The sequence below is a fragment of the Lachnotalea glycerini genome, assembly GCF_003201285.1.
GTDB classification, from domain to species: Bacteria; Bacillota; Clostridia; order Lachnospirales; family Lachnospiraceae; genus Lachnotalea; species Lachnotalea glycerini.
The window spans coordinates 982311-997487 of sequence record NZ_QICS01000001.1; the positions used below are offsets into that span (position 1 = coordinate 982311).

General features: G+C 33.8%; 15 protein-coding genes. All 15 read right to left on the reverse strand.

Going from position 1 to position 15177, the window contains the following annotated elements; translation table 11 throughout:
- Window positions 1-135 precede the first annotated feature (135 nt).
- The 15 genes from rpsU to C8E03_RS04190 all read right to left on the reverse strand — a co-directional run bounded on the left by rpsU (window position 136) and on the right by C8E03_RS04190 (window position 15177).
- On the reverse strand, window positions 136-312 hold the full coding sequence (gene rpsU / locus C8E03_RS04125; protein ID WP_094377655.1) for a 30S ribosomal protein S21: 177 nt from the start codon (window positions 310-312) through the stop codon (window positions 136-138).
- A gap of 143 nt (window positions 313-455) precedes the next feature.
- A complete protein-coding gene (gene alaS / locus C8E03_RS04130) occupies window positions 456-3110 on the reverse strand; it encodes an alanine--tRNA ligase (protein ID WP_110290346.1) in 2655 nt (884 codons plus the stop codon).
- A gap of 214 nt (window positions 3111-3324) precedes the next feature.
- Window positions 3325-5397: a DUF6449 domain-containing protein gene (locus tag C8E03_RS04135; RefSeq protein WP_110290347.1), complete on the reverse strand. Its 2073-nt coding sequence runs from the start codon at window positions 5395-5397 to the stop codon at window positions 3325-3327.
- Window positions 5372-6274, reverse strand: coding sequence for an ABC transporter ATP-binding protein (locus C8E03_RS04140; RefSeq protein ID WP_094377658.1), 903 nt, complete (start codon window positions 6272-6274; stop codon window positions 5372-5374). The genes C8E03_RS04135 and C8E03_RS04140 overlap by 26 nt, the downstream gene beginning before the upstream one ends.
- Window positions 6271-6642 carry a GntR family transcriptional regulator gene (locus tag C8E03_RS04145; protein ID WP_094377659.1) on the reverse strand — a complete coding sequence of 124 codons (372 nt, stop codon included), beginning with the start codon at window positions 6640-6642 and terminating at the stop codon, window positions 6271-6273. The genes C8E03_RS04140 and C8E03_RS04145 overlap by 4 nt, the downstream gene beginning before the upstream one ends.
- 242 nt (window positions 6643-6884) lie before the next feature.
- Complete coding sequence (locus tag C8E03_RS21845) at window positions 6885-7028, reverse strand: hypothetical protein (RefSeq protein WP_170122886.1); 144 nt, start codon at window positions 7026-7028, stop codon at window positions 6885-6887.
- Between the two features lie 11 nt (window positions 7029-7039).
- A complete protein-coding gene (gene tyrS, locus C8E03_RS04150; protein ID WP_094377660.1) occupies window positions 7040-8272 on the reverse strand; it encodes a tyrosine--tRNA ligase in 1233 nt (410 codons plus the stop codon).
- A gap of 61 nt (window positions 8273-8333) precedes the next feature.
- Entirely contained in the window at window positions 8334-8993 is a 660-nt protein-coding gene (locus tag C8E03_RS04155; RefSeq protein ID WP_094377661.1) for a lysozyme inhibitor LprI family protein, read from the reverse strand.
- Window positions 8994-9101: 108 nt separating this feature from the next.
- Window positions 9102-9575 (reverse strand): ribonuclease HI, encoded by a 474-nt coding sequence (gene rnhA, locus C8E03_RS04160; protein ID WP_094377662.1) that lies wholly within the window; start codon window positions 9573-9575, stop codon window positions 9102-9104.
- Window positions 9572-11263 carry a MutS-related protein gene (locus C8E03_RS04165; RefSeq protein WP_110290348.1) on the reverse strand — a complete coding sequence of 564 codons (1692 nt, stop codon included), beginning with the start codon at window positions 11261-11263 and terminating at the stop codon, window positions 9572-9574. Before C8E03_RS04165 ends, rnhA begins: the two co-directional genes overlap by 4 nt.
- Window positions 11245-11967, reverse strand: a complete 723-nt coding sequence (locus tag C8E03_RS04170; protein ID WP_110290349.1) for an MBL fold metallo-hydrolase — start codon at window positions 11965-11967, stop codon at window positions 11245-11247. The genes C8E03_RS04165 and C8E03_RS04170 overlap by 19 nt, the downstream gene beginning before the upstream one ends.
- Before the next feature lie 48 nt (window positions 11968-12015).
- Window positions 12016-12813, reverse strand: a complete 798-nt coding sequence (locus tag C8E03_RS04175) for a metal ABC transporter permease (RefSeq protein WP_094377665.1) — start codon at window positions 12811-12813, stop codon at window positions 12016-12018.
- A 1-nt stretch (window position 12814) separates the two neighbouring features.
- Window positions 12815-13456 carry a metal ABC transporter ATP-binding protein gene (locus C8E03_RS04180; RefSeq protein WP_110290350.1) on the reverse strand — a complete coding sequence of 214 codons (642 nt, stop codon included), beginning with the start codon at window positions 13454-13456 and terminating at the stop codon, window positions 12815-12817.
- 14 nt (window positions 13457-13470) lie between these two features.
- Window positions 13471-14394 carry a metal ABC transporter substrate-binding protein gene (locus tag C8E03_RS04185; protein WP_330410682.1) on the reverse strand — a complete coding sequence of 308 codons (924 nt, stop codon included), beginning with the start codon at window positions 14392-14394 and terminating at the stop codon, window positions 13471-13473.
- Between the two features lie 138 nt (window positions 14395-14532).
- Window positions 14533-15177: a hypothetical protein gene (locus C8E03_RS04190; RefSeq protein WP_094377667.1), complete on the reverse strand. Its 645-nt coding sequence runs from the start codon at window positions 15175-15177 to the stop codon at window positions 14533-14535.

Consider the following 15177-nt stretch of genomic DNA (forward strand, 5'->3'; position numbering starts at 1 on the left):
TTACATATTATAACGCTGGAGGTTTTTTACTTAAAGCTAAAGCAAAACCGAGGGACCACCGGCATAGCCGGAGGTTTATTTTTATGGTTATACAAAAAAAGACCTCAGTCTAAATAACTGAGGTCTTATTTAATATTAATTATATTTACGTTTTCTCGCTGCTTCAGATTTCTTCTTACGTTTTACACTTGGTTTTTCGTAATGCTCTCTTTTGCGGATTTCCTGCTGAATACCGGCTTTTGCACAGTTCCTTTTAAATCTGCGTAAAGCGCTATCTAAAGTCTCATTATCTTTTACGATTACATTTGACATAGTCTCACACCTAACCTCCCTCCAGTTGCGTATTGTGCTAAATACAACTGTATGGGTATTTTTTATTGCACTATTATGATTATATTGCTTATCCGCTTATATGTCAATATATTTTTTACTTTAAAGACAAAAAATACAAAAAATTACTTAATTTGATCCTCCACTACTTCTCTCACCTTTTGTATCGCATCATCGATACCAGCTGGATTCTTACCTCCTGCCTGTGCCATATTTGGACGGCCGCCTCCGCCGCCACCAATACAGCCTGCAATATTCTTTACAATATTACCCGCATGTGCTCCACGCTTAATCGCACCGTCAGTTGCCGTTACCATTAAGCTAACCTTATCATCTAAAACAGAAGCAATTGCTACAATTCCCTCTCCAAGTTTATCCTTTAACTGATCACCCAATTCTCTTAGCCCATTCATATCAACACCATCTACTTTGGCTGCAAGTACTTTAACCCCATTTACTTCAATGACCTGATCCATAACGTCACCAAGAGCATCCTTTGCCAGCTTACTCTTTAAGCTGTCATTTTCACTTTGAATACTTTTCATTTCATTTAATAAATGTGAAAGCTTTTCTTCTAAGGTTGCCGGGGTCGCTTTGATAAGCTTAGCGGCCGATTTAAGTGTATTCTCTAAATCAGAATAGTAAACTAATACGCCATTTCCTGTAATTGCTTCAATTCTTCTTACTCCAGCAGCAACTCCACTTTCTGAAATAATCTTAAATGCAGATATCTCTTTTGTATTAGTAACATGAGTACCACCGCATAATTCAGTAGAAAAATCTCCCATTTTTACGACACGCACTTTATCTGTGTATTTTTCTCCAAACAAAGCCATGGCACCTGTTTTTTTTGCTTCCTCTAAGTCCATTACATTTGTAACAACCTCAATATTATCCTCTATCTTTTGATTTACAATCTTCTCAACCTGAGTAATCTCTTCCTCTGTCATCGCCGAGAAATGGCTAAAGTCAAAGCGTAGTCTGCTGCCGTCTACAAAAGAACCTGCCTGTTCCACATGAGAACCTAATACTTCTCTTAATGCTTTTTGCAATAAATGAGTTGCACTGTGATTTTTGCAAGTATCCAATCGATTTTCTTCATTAACTGCTAATTCAGCTATATCACCTGTCTTTAGCATTCCCTTTTTCACTTTTCCAATATGTCCGATTTTGCCCCCTAAAAGCTTAACAGTGTCTTCAACTATAAATTCTCCTTCAGCCGTCTTTATTATACCAGTATCTGCATTCTGTCCGCCCATAGTTGAATAAAAAGGTGTTTCATCCACAATAATAGTTCCTACTTCGCCATCCGTTAAAGCTTCCACAATCTCAGTCTCACTTGTCAATACCTTAATTTTAGATCTATGTGTCAGTCGGTCATAGCCTACAAAGGTTGAAGTAACCACCGTATCAATCAACTCATATACAGTAACATCTGCGCCCATATAGTTCGTAGTTTTTCTAGCCTTGCGAGCTTTCTGCTTTTGCTCCTGCATCGCTGAATGAAACGCTTTTTCATCTATTGTAAAGCCCTTTTCTTCAAGTATTTCCATTGTTAAATCAAGAGGGAATCCATAGGTGTCGTACAATTTAAATGCATTTTCTCCAGAAAGCATTTTTTGATTTGCGGCTTCCATTTCAGTCTGCATCTGTGATAAAATACCAAGTCCCTGGTCAATTGTTTTATTGAACTTATTTTCTTCCTGCGTTAATACATTAAGAATAAATTCTTTTTTTGACTCTAATTCAGGATAGCCGTCCTTGCATTCCTTTATTACAGTTTCGCTTAATTTAGCAAGACATTGTACATCAATTTCTAATAAACGGGCATGTCTTGCAGCACGTCTGATTAATCTTCTTAAAACATAACCACGTCCTTCATTCGAAGGCAAAATTCCATCCGATATCATAAAGGTTGATGCACGAATATGATCCGTGATCAATCGTATTGATACATCCTTAACTTCCTCCATCTGATAGGAAACATTTGCCATTTCACATATTTTATCACGAATTGCCTTCATTGTATCAATATCAAATACAGAATCGACATCCTGAATTACAACTGCAAGTCGTTCCAATCCCATACCTGTATCTATATTTTTTTGATCAAGTTCTGTATAATTGCCTTTACCGTCTCCATCAAACTGGGTAAAAACGTTATTCCAAACTTCCATAAATCGGTCACATTCACAGCCAACCTTGCAATCTGGCTTACCGCATCCATATTTAATCCCTCTGTCATAATATATCTCTGAGCATGGTCCGCATGGACCTGCACCATGCTCCCAGAAGTTATCACATTTTCCCTCTTCATCACGGTAAAAACGAGTAATTCTAGAGCCATCAACACCGATTTCTTTCGTCCAAATCTCAAAGGCTTCTTCATCTTCGCAATAAATTGATGGATATAATCGCTGTGCATCAAGACCAACAACCTCCGTCAAAAATTCCCAACTCCATGCAATTGCCTCATGTTTAAAATAATCTCCAAAGGAGAAATTTCCAAGCATTTCAAAAAAAGTCAAATGTCTTGCTGTTTTACCTACATTCTCAATATCACCTGTACGAACACATTTCTGACATGTGGTAACTCTCTTTCTTGGCGGGATCTCCTGCCCCGTAAAATATGGCTTCAACGGAGCCATTCCCGAATTAATTATTAATAAACTGTTATCATTATGAGGAACCAAAGAAAAACTGTTCATTACCAAATGTCCTTTACTTTCAAAGAACTCTAAATACATTTTTCTCAGTTCATTCACGCTATACTTCTTCACAACATTTCCTCCTAGGTTATAATATGATTGAATCTATTTCCAAAGCCACTACTCTTATCTACGTAACAGTAAATAACTTGTCCAAACGTGCTTTTTATAAAATAGAAATTTTAGAAGAACATCCTATTTTAAAAAGAATGCCAGCTTAAGCTAGCATTCTCTATTATAAAATTATTTAATATCTTTGTCAATTGCAAACAGTTATAAACTATTGTTAATAACCCATTTCCTGTCTTATACTTTCTGGCAATTCTTCAATATTAATACTAGAAAACTCATTGTCCTCGCTGCCGTCATTATACATAATGCAGGCATTTAAATTGCTTGGAATATTAATATTGTTATATATAAGTCGTCCTGATTCAAGTGCATTTGCAATCTCTTCAATCTCTTTTTTTTCAGTAAACTTATATGTCTTAAACATGCTGTCGTAATCTTCACTATTCTCTGCTTCTTCTATCTCATAGTTATAATCTGTTACTATAATAGAAGCAATATTCTTTGTATCAATACTACTGTCTAAACTGATGCCCAAAGACTTCATAAATTCGATTGTTTTTGTAAATTCTGGGTAAATATAATAGGATTGTTTAACATTATTTTCCCCTAGTCTAAGTATCAATTCTGTAACGGGAACACTCTTAGCTACCTCAGTTGCTGTAAGGCTTCTAATATCTTCACAAAGCAAATTTAACAGCTCTTGCTTTTCATCCACTGAAAGCTTAATGGCTTCATCAATACCATTCGAAACATTGTAATATTGAATTACGTTTACAAGGCTTTTATCCAAGGATAAAATCTGGTATACACATTCCTTATATGTATCATCATCATATAATTGGTTAAAATAATCCATCGCATCAGTTATATTTACTGTATATCTTCTATATGCTGTCTTATTATTTTTTAAATTATATTTCACAGTAAAGCTCGTATATGTTTGAAAACTATAATGTTGCAGCTTTTTTGTATCTACATTGTTTGCTATGGCATATTGAATGAATTGATAAGTATTTTTTATATCTGTAAGTTTCATGTTCTTTAATTTATAAACAGTGGAATCAATATAATTATTATAATTATTGGTCAAATCCAATGTTTTATCATAATAGTTAATATCCTTCTCAAAATATTCCAGGTCAATGCTTATTGATTCAATTTTATCTTCTTTAGGTATATAAGTGTTATAATGAGCCAAATCTAATTTTGCCGATCCAACAATTACCACTGACAACATCATACACAAAACAAGCTGAATTTTATTTTCAATAATACATTTGAAATCACTGTTATATATTATTTCTATCATTCCATGTGACAAAAAGCTAATAAATATAACACCAAATAACATCCAAACAAAAGAACTTGTTTCTGATATAGTCATTAACAACAATCCCCCAACTAATGCAGTCGGTAATACAATTAAAATTTTAATTGGTGCCTGTGTTATTTTAAATGCCATTGATTTTCCTGCTGCTTCTGAAGGACGGAACTTATATAAAAGTGCTCCTAATACTGAAGCAATAATAAAACCTAGGATTAATCCAATCATTTTGGTCGCAAATCCACTTTTTCCCATATAATTAACTAGTTGATTATAAGCAAATACAGGTGACACATAGGCCAAGTAATTATTCGTCTCTCCTGCTGCACTGTAAGTGGTAAAGAAAGTCTGATAAAGCACCGATTTGACAAGTAATAAAATGGGTGCATATACCATAAAAACGGCTGTTCCAAGTATCCCTACGATTAGATTTCCTGTCATCATAACCGCTACAATCGTAACGCTGTAAATGAACAAATATCCGATTAAATTTACTGCAAATGCAAACATAGCTCCTCTTATTGCCACCCCTGATAAATATTGCTTGGAAGCTCCAATCATAAAGTAGATTAAAATATTAATCAAATAGGGAACGACATATATAATAACTCCATTTATATATGTGATAACGAAGAGCTTTTCTCTTTTCACCGGGATGCTATGGTATAAATCTACCTTACTCTTTGAATACAGGTATGAAAATCCACTTATTCCACAGATTATAGCACCCGCTGCCGTTATTGCAAGTAAGATTCCTATTCCATCATTATTGGCGAAGCTTGCATAGCCCAAACGAGCTTTTTCAATACCTACCGTTTCAAGTATTTTCTTTATTCTATTCAGCCTTAGTAGTACATGAATGGGCAGTCCAACAAAAAATACAAGCATAGAAAGTGACAATGTCCAAATTCTTCGCTTTATATCTTCTTTTAGCAAATTAAAATATAAGCTTTTTGATGTCATAACCAACTACCTCCGTTTCACTAATAAATATTTCTTCCAATGAAAGTGGAAGTACTTCATAAAATAATGGATTCAATTCCTTAATAGTATCTACAATTTCTATTTGTGTTCCCCTTGCAGTAACAGTTAAAAGAGAGCCTCTTTTTTCTTTTTTTATAATCTCAAGCTTTCCATATAATACTTCTTCTTTCTTCTCATCATTTAATACGCACTGGATCTTATGAATGTTGAATTTCATTTCTTCTAGATCCTTAGACAATAAAATACCGCCCCTATGCAGCAAACCTACGTGATCACATATATCCTCTAATTCTCTAAGATTATGCGATGCTACTACTGGGGTTAGATTTCTTTCTTCAATTTCATTGGCAAAAATACTCTTTACAGCTTGACGCACCACAGGGTCTAAACCATCAAAGGTTTCATCACAGAACAAATATTCTGTATTTGCACAAATTCCACAAATGATGGAAACCTGCTTTTTCATTCCTTTCGAGAATGTATTAATTTTTCTTTTGGCATCTAAATCAAATTTTAGCATCAATTCATCAAACCTGTTTATATCAAAATTTTTATAAAATGACTTATAATAAAGTTTCATGTCATTACATGTCGCATTTGAAAAAAAATGTTGGTCGTCAGATATATAAAAAATCCTTGATTTTGCTTCTTCGTTTTCATAAACTGACAAACCATCAATTAGTATTTCGCCCTGATCCGGCTTTAACACTCCACATGCCATTCGAAGAAAGGTACTTTTACCGGCTCCGTTCGTACCTATCAGACCAAATACTGTTCCCTCTTTGATTGTTGCAGATATGCTGTCTACTGCTTTAATATCGTGAAAGCTCTTTGATACATTTACAGCCTCTATCATAATTCTACCTCCTCAAAAACGTAGTTTAAACTTTTTATAAACTCTTCTCTTGTGATTCCAAGCGATTTAACTAATTTTACGAGTTCTGTAGTCTGCTCTATAATCGCTTCTTTTCTTCTCTTTTCAATTTCATCTCCTGCTGCTACATAGTTTCCCTTTCCTTTAATAGAATAAATATATCCGGAACGTTCAAGTTCCATATAAGCCTTTTGAATTGTATTTGGGTTAATAGACAACTCAATTGCTAAGCTTCTTACAGATGGTAATTTATTGCCTTCTTCCAATATTCCTCGTATAATTAAATTTTCAAATTTTTCCACAACTTGTTCATAGATAGGTCTCTTATCTTTATAGTCAATTACAATCATAATAAGTCTCCTTTCCGACTATTAATAATTCTGTATTAACTGTATTATTAGTCTTAATACACTTAATATACATTTTGACACTAGTTTTGTCAATGTATCAATTCTTACTATTTTCTTAATATTCTCATTTTCATTAATAAAAACATTAATTTACCACAACAATTTCCTATGAACTAAAAAAAGAACCTAATAACTCGGCTCTCTTTCTATGTCATATTTACATTTAAAGCTTTAAAATCTAATCATAAATCTTGTTTTTGTTGTACTGCATTCTTTTCATCTTTTTTGTCTCTTAGTTTTTTTCCTATTACGATACCACATACCATAATACCCATAAAAACTATCATTTCAACTCCTGATGTTAAAAATGTACTTATGAACTCCATATCATCGCCTCCTAATTTGCTTTAATCTGATGATAACCCTTTTTACCCTTTTTAATTAATAAGGCACCATCACTATCCAAATCATTCAAAGTAAACTTTCTGTCAAATTCTGTTACTTTAATATCATTTACGGTCACTCCACCTTGCTGAATCAAACGTCTTGCTTCTGAACGTGTTGGTGCAAGCTTGGTATTTACCATAAGTGTAATTAAATCAATTCCTGCTTCTAACTCTTCCTTTTTGCAGATAGTAGTTGGAATATCTGCACTCTTTGTACCATTTGCAAACAATGATTTAGAAGCCTCTTGTGCTTTAACTGCTTCCTCATTACCATGTACAATCTTAGTAATCTCGTAAGCAAGAACTTCTTTCGCATGATTAATTTCAGCATCCTTTAAGGCACCGAGTCTACGTACTTCATCCATTGGTAAGAATGTAAGAAGTCCCAAACATTCTTCTACTTTTACATCTTCGATGTTTCTCCAATATTGATAAAATTCATAAGGAGAAGTTTTCTCTGGATTCAACCAGACTGCTCCTTTCATCGTCTTACCCATTTTAATTCCTTCACTGGTTGTCAATAACTTAAAGGTCAAACCATATGCAGGCTTTTGTTCCTTTCTTCTGATTAACTCTACACCACCAATGATATTTGACCACTGATCATTACCACCAAGCTCCAACTTACAATCATATAATTGATTCAATTTCCAGAAATCATAAGACTGCATCAGCATATAATTAAACTCAAAGAAAGTTAAACCTTTCTCCATCCTCTGCTTATAGCAATCTGCTGTCAGCATCTTATTTACTGAAAAATGAACACCGATTTCTCTTAAAAATTCTACGTAATTTAAATCCAATAGCCAATCAGCATTATTAGCAACGATAGCCTTGTTATTGTCAAAGCTGATAAATCTCGAAAGCTGTTCATGAAAACATTTTGCATTATGATCAATTGTCTCCCGTGTCATCATAGTACGCATATCTGATTTACCGGAAGGATCTCCAATCATTGTCGTACCGCCCCCAAGCAAAGCAATGGGTCTGTGCCCTGCTCTTTGCATATGCATCATTGCCATAACCGTAAGAAAATGCCCTGCTGTTAAACTATCTGCAGTAGCATCAAAACCTATATAAAAGGTAACTTTTTCCTTACCTAATAATTCTCTAATTTCCGCTTCATGAGTAGTTTGTTCAATAAAACCTCTTTCCAGCAGAATGTCATAAACATTTGTTGACATCGTTAGTCCTCCTTAACCTTGCTATCTTTTATCGTAACACAAGCTATTTTTGTTTTCAATACTATTCTTCAAAATATATATCAACAAGCTCATAGGTTCTTTCTTTCGTAACATTTGTCATTACCGCCATATACTCTAAGCCTTCCATTGTGCCGCCTGCACTTTCACTTGCAGCCAGTGCTGCCTGCTTATCGCGTGAATCAATCCATTGACGTTCTTCATCTCTAATCGGAATGAATTCTTCTTCTGATAATTTTTTCTTAATTAATTGATAGATTGTATTTAATTCATCATCCCATTTTGTGTATTCTTGACTTTTGAGTTCTTTCATCCCTACCGTACCAAGTGAGTCAGACTTTTTCCATAACTCCTCATAATAAGAAACAATACTATCAAGTCTGTCTAAATACTGCTGCTTTTCCGTCTTGTCACTTTCTGCTATTGCCCTTAGTTCACTTGCAGAATCTTCCTCTGAATTACTTTCTTTTGTAGTATCCTCTTTTGATTGTGTATTATCGGCTGTACTACCATTTAAAACTCCACTTTTACTGTTCTGATCAGATTTTTGCGTTTCTTTTGATTGTGCAGTCTCTTTTGATATCCAATTGTAATCAGAAATATTTTCCCCGAATTTGTGTTCTCCATGAATTACGCCAAATAAACCAACACATATTATAAACAATACTGATATAAAAAATATTACTTTCATATGCTTTTTCATAAATCATTTCTCTTTCATTATATAAATTTAACTACGTAATCATAACATAACATAAATTTTTTAAGAAATAAATACTTCGTTAATAATAGTAAGAATGTTAAGCTTTTTTTAAGAATCAGTATCCTCCATTAAGTCTGATCCATCAGCAGCACTGGTTGCTAAATAGTCACATCTTTCGTTCATCTCATGTCCTGCATGCCCCTTAACCCATATAAAATTTACAGTATGAATTTTTTTGGCTTCTAATAGTCTCTTCCATAGGTCTATATTTTTGACCGGTTCATTTTTTCCTCTTTTCCAACCTTTTTTAATCCAACTTTCAAGCCAATGCTGATTAAAGGCATCTGTTACATACTTAGAATCTGAATACAAATCGATTTCACACGGTTTCGTCAAGGCCTCCAATCCTCTTATGACTGCCATTAACTCCATTCTGTTATTGGTTGTCTTCTTATAACCTCCTGACAATTCCTTTGTATGAATCATGCCTTTAGAGTCCTCATAGGTTAAAATCGTTCCAAAACCGCCCGGCCCATCAGGATTTCCTCTTGCTGCACCATCTGTATAAATATTTACTTTCACTTAAGAATCCTCCAACTGTTATTTTCCATAAAATCTGCTGCCGCCTCTTCTGCCTGTTCAATAATTGATTTATCATAACCGATAATATGAAGCAGCTTAATTGCATTTCTGCTGGTTGCCCGACCGATTTTTAGTTCATAGTTAAAGAGAATATCATTATCCTTTACTTCTTCCTCAAAATGATAATTATGATAAAGCTTCTCTAATATATGGGTAAGCTCAATGTCATGGGTTGCTGCAAAACACATAACATTTTTTTGGCTTAAGCTTTTCAGAATTTGCGCAGAGGCAGCAATTCTTTCGATTGTATTGGTTCCTCTTAATACCTCATCGATAAAGCATAAAATTGGGGGTTCTTCTCTTGCTGCATCCAATATTCTTTTCAAAGATTTTATTTCTACTATATAATAGCTCTCATTACTCATCAGGTTATCCGTAAGAGCCATTGAAGAATAAACTCTGTAAAAATTTGACTGATAGCTCTTTGCCATTGCCATATAAATGGTTTGTGCTAAAATAGCGTTGATTGCAACTGTCTTCAAAAATGTTGACTTACCGGAAGCATTTGAACCTGTAAGCAGCACACTGCTTGTTTCACTAATACTGTTAGTCACTGGATTGCTTATCATAGGATGATACATATCATCAGCATTAATTGATACCTGCTCATCATTAATAAGCTTTGGAATACTATAATATTCTAAGTATTCTCTAAAAGAAGCAATTGCTATACAAGACTCAATCTTTCCCATCGTTTCAATTAATTCGTCAATATAAGTAACCTTTTGCTTAACCTCCTTAAGCAAATAGTTGAATTTAATCAGATCTATATGAAAAAACATTTTAATGTAGTCCATTGCAATTTCTTCAAATGAGCCAGTCGCTTTCTTCCCTGCTTTGATCCATCTTGCATGCTTTTTAAATTTTTTAAACTGTCCTCTTACCGTGTCTACTTTGTCAGCATATTCTTTCAATTCTGACGGCATAGCTTTTATAAAGGTTGCTGAGCCGATTAAAAGTCTGTTTATATAAGCAATGGAGACAAAATAAGGTTCTACTGCTCCCTTACATCTGTAATATTGCACTATATTAAAGATTAAAACGCCAACAAATATAAGTACTCCATAGGTTGGAATTGTTAAAGCGAAAATAACTGATAAAAATGCAAGTCCCATGATACCATACTCAAAAAGATTGCTTTTATCACCTAATTCAGTAAGATTATAGATATAATCACTTAAAGAATAGTTACCCGACCTTCCAATTTCTCCATACATACATTGCAATTGAATTCTTACCTCTTCGTTTTGCTCTAAATAATCTATGACTTTCTTTCTCTCTTCAAGCTCTTCCTGAGTAAAACTTGGCGTTCTTAGCATATAATACAAATACTGTTCACCAATGGATGAGTTTGTATTATTTAGCATCATAAAAATAGAATCCATATCTAGATCATTCCAAGTTACATCATCAATAATGAATTGATTTTTACTTTTATTTAAAAAGTACCTTTTTATTCCTGTTATCTGATCCTGAGTGTAATTTCTGTTAGGAATATTACCCCATTGCTTTTTTACCTTTTTAATAAAATCTTTCTTGTTTTGAATCTCATTATACTTAAAATAGACTAGCATAATAATTACAAGCACAAGGCCTATAATCAAATAGTTTAAATTTGTATCACCCATTCTTGTCTTTCCCCTCTTACACTATATAAATTACTACCATAACCATGTTTAAAAGCGATCTTTTCCAATCTGTCAATTACCGTATAGTCCTCCCAAAAATGCATTGGAAATACAATCTTAGTGTTCGTTTGCTTCATAAAATAATCAAATCCCCACCAAAAATAATCCTCCTGTCTTGCATCAGCCGGCAGAAAAGCAAGATCAATGCTTCGATTGTTGATAAGTGCGATCTGCTTTTTAAACCGTTCCTCCATTTTCTGATTATAATCCGTTGTCTCTTCATTCCAATGCCACCAGTTTAAATCACCTGCATGATATATCTCTTTTCCCTCCGCCTGAATCAGAAAAGCAACTCCTTTATCAGTCGATTTCAAAGTCTCTATTCTTATATCATCCACATCATAATGCTGATTGGCTTGTACATGAACAATATTCTCTAATACTGCTGGATTCACATGATTCCTTTCGAGATAACCTTTATTAAGCTTAATGTCATTGGAAAAAATATATCTTACATTAGAATATCTCTCAAGCTCACTAAAGATTGTTAACGAAAAATGATCCTGATGCTCATGACTGGAAAATACATAAATTATTTTATTTTTATTTAATATCGGGATGCCTCCCTTAAAATAATCAAATATCAGAATACTGTTTTGAAGCTCCACTACAAAACAGCTATGGTATACATATGTTACTTTCATTGATTCCTCCTGCTGTACTTTAAATATCACATAAAAAGCTTATGTGCTCTAATTTGGTTTTCTTCCCTTTACCGCTAATGTGATTAATAAAAAAACAACACTAGTCAGCACAATAGTACCTCCTGGCTTGAGTCCCTTATAATACGATAATGTTAGTCCAATTACAGTAAAAATCACAGCAAAAACAATGGAATATATTAACGTCTGCTTATAGCTTTTTCCATATTGCATTGCACATGCGGTAGGAATTACCATCAATGAAGATATAATGAGTGCTCCTACCGTTCTTGATGCAATTGACACTGTTAAGGCAGTCAGCAATGTAAAAATAAAATTAATTGCTTTCACAGGAACCTTGGAAAGTCTGGCACTGTTTTCATCAAAAGCCAGATACATTAGTTCTTTATATAATAACACAAAAGTGAGCATAACGATAACACTAATTAAAATAACCATAACCAATTCAAAATTAGTAATTGCTACGATACTACCAAATAAAAAGCTATTAAAATTTGAAGTATTGCTGACAAAACCCGAAAGCACCCCCGCAAGACCAACTCCTGTTGACATAATAATTGCAATTGCCATATCCGCATAATGATTAAACCTTTTTCTGATAAACTCAATTCCAAATGCTGCTATAATGCAGGCCAAGGTGGCACCAAGAACGGGATTAATTCCGATTACCAAACCCAGTGCTACTCCCGCAAGCGACATGTGGCTTAGCGCATCTCCGGTCATCGAAAGTCTTCTAAGAACTACGATCATACCAATACAGGGAATAATAATTGCCAATAATATTCCGACAATAAATGCCTTTCTCATGAAATCATATTGAAGCAGCATACTATTTCCTCCTGGTAACTAACTTATTTTTTATAACATAAATCTTATTCATTGATTGTTCAACGTTTTCGATAGAATGGGTCACCATGATAATGGTTAATTTCTTATCTACATTTAACCGCTGAAGCAAGTGATAGAGCTGCTGCTCGTTTTCACTGTCAATTGCTGCCGCAGGCTCATCCAATATAAGAACTTCTGGAGATGCAACTAATGCTTTTGCAATCATGACTCTTTGCTGTTGGCCTCCTGAGAGCTTTCCAATCTGCTTATCTGCCTTATCAAGCATTCCAACTGTTTCTAATGCTTTGTCAACTAATTCTATGTGCTTTTTACCCGGACGTTTAAAAAGACCTATTTCCTGATACAGATTAAGCATAACAACTTCTTGCACTGTAGCAGGAAAATCTGCTTTCACAGCAAGACCAACCTGTGGAACGTAGCCTATATTATGATCATTTATTACTATTTTGCCTGTTTTTAGAGGAAGCAGTCCAAGCATTAATTTAATGAGGGTGCTTTTGCCGGTACCATTCGAGCCAATGATACCAACAAAATCACCCTTTTTGATTTCCATACTTGCATTTTCAAGTACCATTCCATCCTCATAGCCAAAGCTAACATTTTCAATTTGGATCTCACTCATACTATCACCTATTTCTAATTTAATGCTTTCTCCAATGCATCCATATTACTTCTCATAATAGAAAAGTAATCTTCTCCTGCATCCATCTGATCTTCGGTTAAACCTTCCACCGGATTTAATACAGCCGTATCTGCTCCAACTTCATTAGCAATCACATTAGCCACCTTAGGACTAACTAATTCTTCAAAGAATATGGTTTTGACCTGATTTGTTTTTGCAAACTCTACTATCTGTGCAATACGGTTTGCATCCGGCTCTGCATCTGCCTCAAGATCTCCAATGGATACCTGAGTCAGTCCATACGCTTTACACAAATAAGAAAATGCTTCATGCGAAACAATAATATTTTTACTTTTTAAAGCTCCCAATCGGTTTGTCAGCTCAGAATCCAGTTCATCAAACATTGTAGCATATTTTTCGTAGTTTGACTCATAATATTGTGCATTTTCTTCATCTATTTTTACAAGTGCATTTTTGATATTTTCCATTTCAATTTTAGCATTCTTTGCATCCAGCCAAACATGAGGATCACTATTCCCTTGAGAAAGCTCATCGCTGATTAATTCGACTCCATTAGATGCCTCTACCAAGACAATGTTATTTTCAAGGGAAGATGTAACTTGTTCAATCCAATGTTCCATACCTGCTCCATTATAAACAAGCATATCTGCCTCTTCAAGCTTTGTCATATCTGTAGTTGATGGTTCCCAGTCATGAGGCTCAGTACCGTTTTCTACCAAATTAACAACCTCAGCTTTATCTCCTGCTATTTTACTAGTAAAATCATACATCGTATAAAAACTGGTATATATTTTTAATTTCCCATCCTCTTGTTTTTTATCATTTGAAGCGCATCCACCAAGCATAGCTAGCAACACTCCCAAAAATATTAAAAGTCCATAGCCTTTATTCATTTTCTTTGATACATACTTTATCATACTTGCACCTATCCCTCTCTTACGTGATCATCTTAATCTCTTTTTATTAAATGCAAATGCAACTCATTCGCATTTAATATACTTCAATTAGGGATATGTGTCAAGCTTTTATTTTATAATTGACCTCTGTATTTTGATTTATCTTGGATACATTTCAAGTAATTCATGTTTGAATGCCAGAATTCTTTCAAGTGCAATTGAATCACCAACAATAAACTCATTATTTAACACTAAGGAATAAGGAATATATTCTTCATCCGGAGTTATGATATTTTCAACGTCATTATAATTAAAAATGGGGTTTATTATTAAGTCTGAGATTCTGTATATATTATCTCCTTTATATGGACTATTGATCTTTTCATCAAAGAAAACTAAATATTCATTATCTTTTTGCATTAAATTTGTAAATCCCAAATTAAAAGTCATATCTTCAAAATCAAATGAGTTTCTTGTAGTTAATATATCAATCTCTTCTTGTACATTAATTCCACTACCTTTATAAACTTCTAATACTTCTGCTTGCTGTTTAATAGTTTTAGCACTATACTCTCTTGTTCCCACAGCCTTAACTCTTAAAACAATTGGACTTTGCAAAAGTTGTTCTTTATAAACCTCCATTGAATCTGGAAGAATTTCATTTGGTAATGGGGCAACAAAAAACTGTTTTAAATTATTTTCATCTAACAAAATATTTGTATATTCTTGTCTTTTTACTAATGCTACTATTATGGCAATCACAAATAATACAATTATAATTAATTTCCATTTTTTGACTTTCAT

What these genes read in the sequence shown, in the direction of transcription:
- rpsU (WP_094377655.1), bottom strand. Translation starts at nt 312, where the DNA reads ATGTCAAATGTAATCGTAAAAGATAATGAGACTTTAGATAGCGCTTTA.
- C8E03_RS04135 (WP_110290347.1), bottom strand. Translation starts at nt 5,397, where the DNA reads ATGACATCAAAAAGCTTATATTTTAATTTGCTAAAAGAAGATATAAAG.
- C8E03_RS04140 (WP_094377658.1), bottom strand. Translation starts at nt 6,274, where the DNA reads ATGATAGAGGCTGTAAATGTATCAAAGAGCTTTCACGATATTAAAGCA.
- C8E03_RS04145 (WP_094377659.1), bottom strand. Translation starts at nt 6,642, where the DNA reads ATGATTGTAATTGACTATAAAGATAAGAGACCTATCTATGAACAAGTT.
- C8E03_RS21845 (WP_170122886.1), bottom strand. Translation starts at nt 7,028, where the DNA reads ATGGAGTTCATAAGTACATTTTTAACATCAGGAGTTGAAATGATAGTT.
- tyrS (WP_094377660.1), bottom strand. Translation starts at nt 8,272, where the DNA reads ATGTCAACAAATGTTTATGACATTCTGCTGGAAAGAGGTTTTATTGAA.
- C8E03_RS04155 (WP_094377661.1), bottom strand. Translation starts at nt 8,993, where the DNA reads ATGAAAAAGCATATGAAAGTAATATTTTTTATATCAGTATTGTTTATA.
- C8E03_RS04165 (WP_110290348.1), bottom strand. Translation starts at nt 11,263, where the DNA reads ATGGGTGATACAAATTTAAACTATTTGATTATAGGCCTTGTGCTTGTA.
- C8E03_RS04170 (WP_110290349.1), bottom strand. Translation starts at nt 11,967, where the DNA reads ATGAAAGTAACATATGTATACCATAGCTGTTTTGTAGTGGAGCTTCAA.
- C8E03_RS04175 (WP_094377665.1), bottom strand. Translation starts at nt 12,813, where the DNA reads ATGCTGCTTCAATATGATTTCATGAGAAAGGCATTTATTGTCGGAATA.
- C8E03_RS04180 (WP_110290350.1), bottom strand. Translation starts at nt 13,456, where the DNA reads ATGAGTGAGATCCAAATTGAAAATGTTAGCTTTGGCTATGAGGATGGA.
- C8E03_RS04185 (WP_330410682.1), bottom strand. Translation starts at nt 14,394, where the DNA reads ATGATAAAGTATGTATCAAAGAAAATGAATAAAGGCTATGGACTTTTA.
- C8E03_RS04190 (WP_094377667.1), bottom strand. Translation starts at nt 15,177, where the DNA reads ATGAAAGTCAAAAAATGGAAATTAATTATAATTGTATTATTTGTGATT.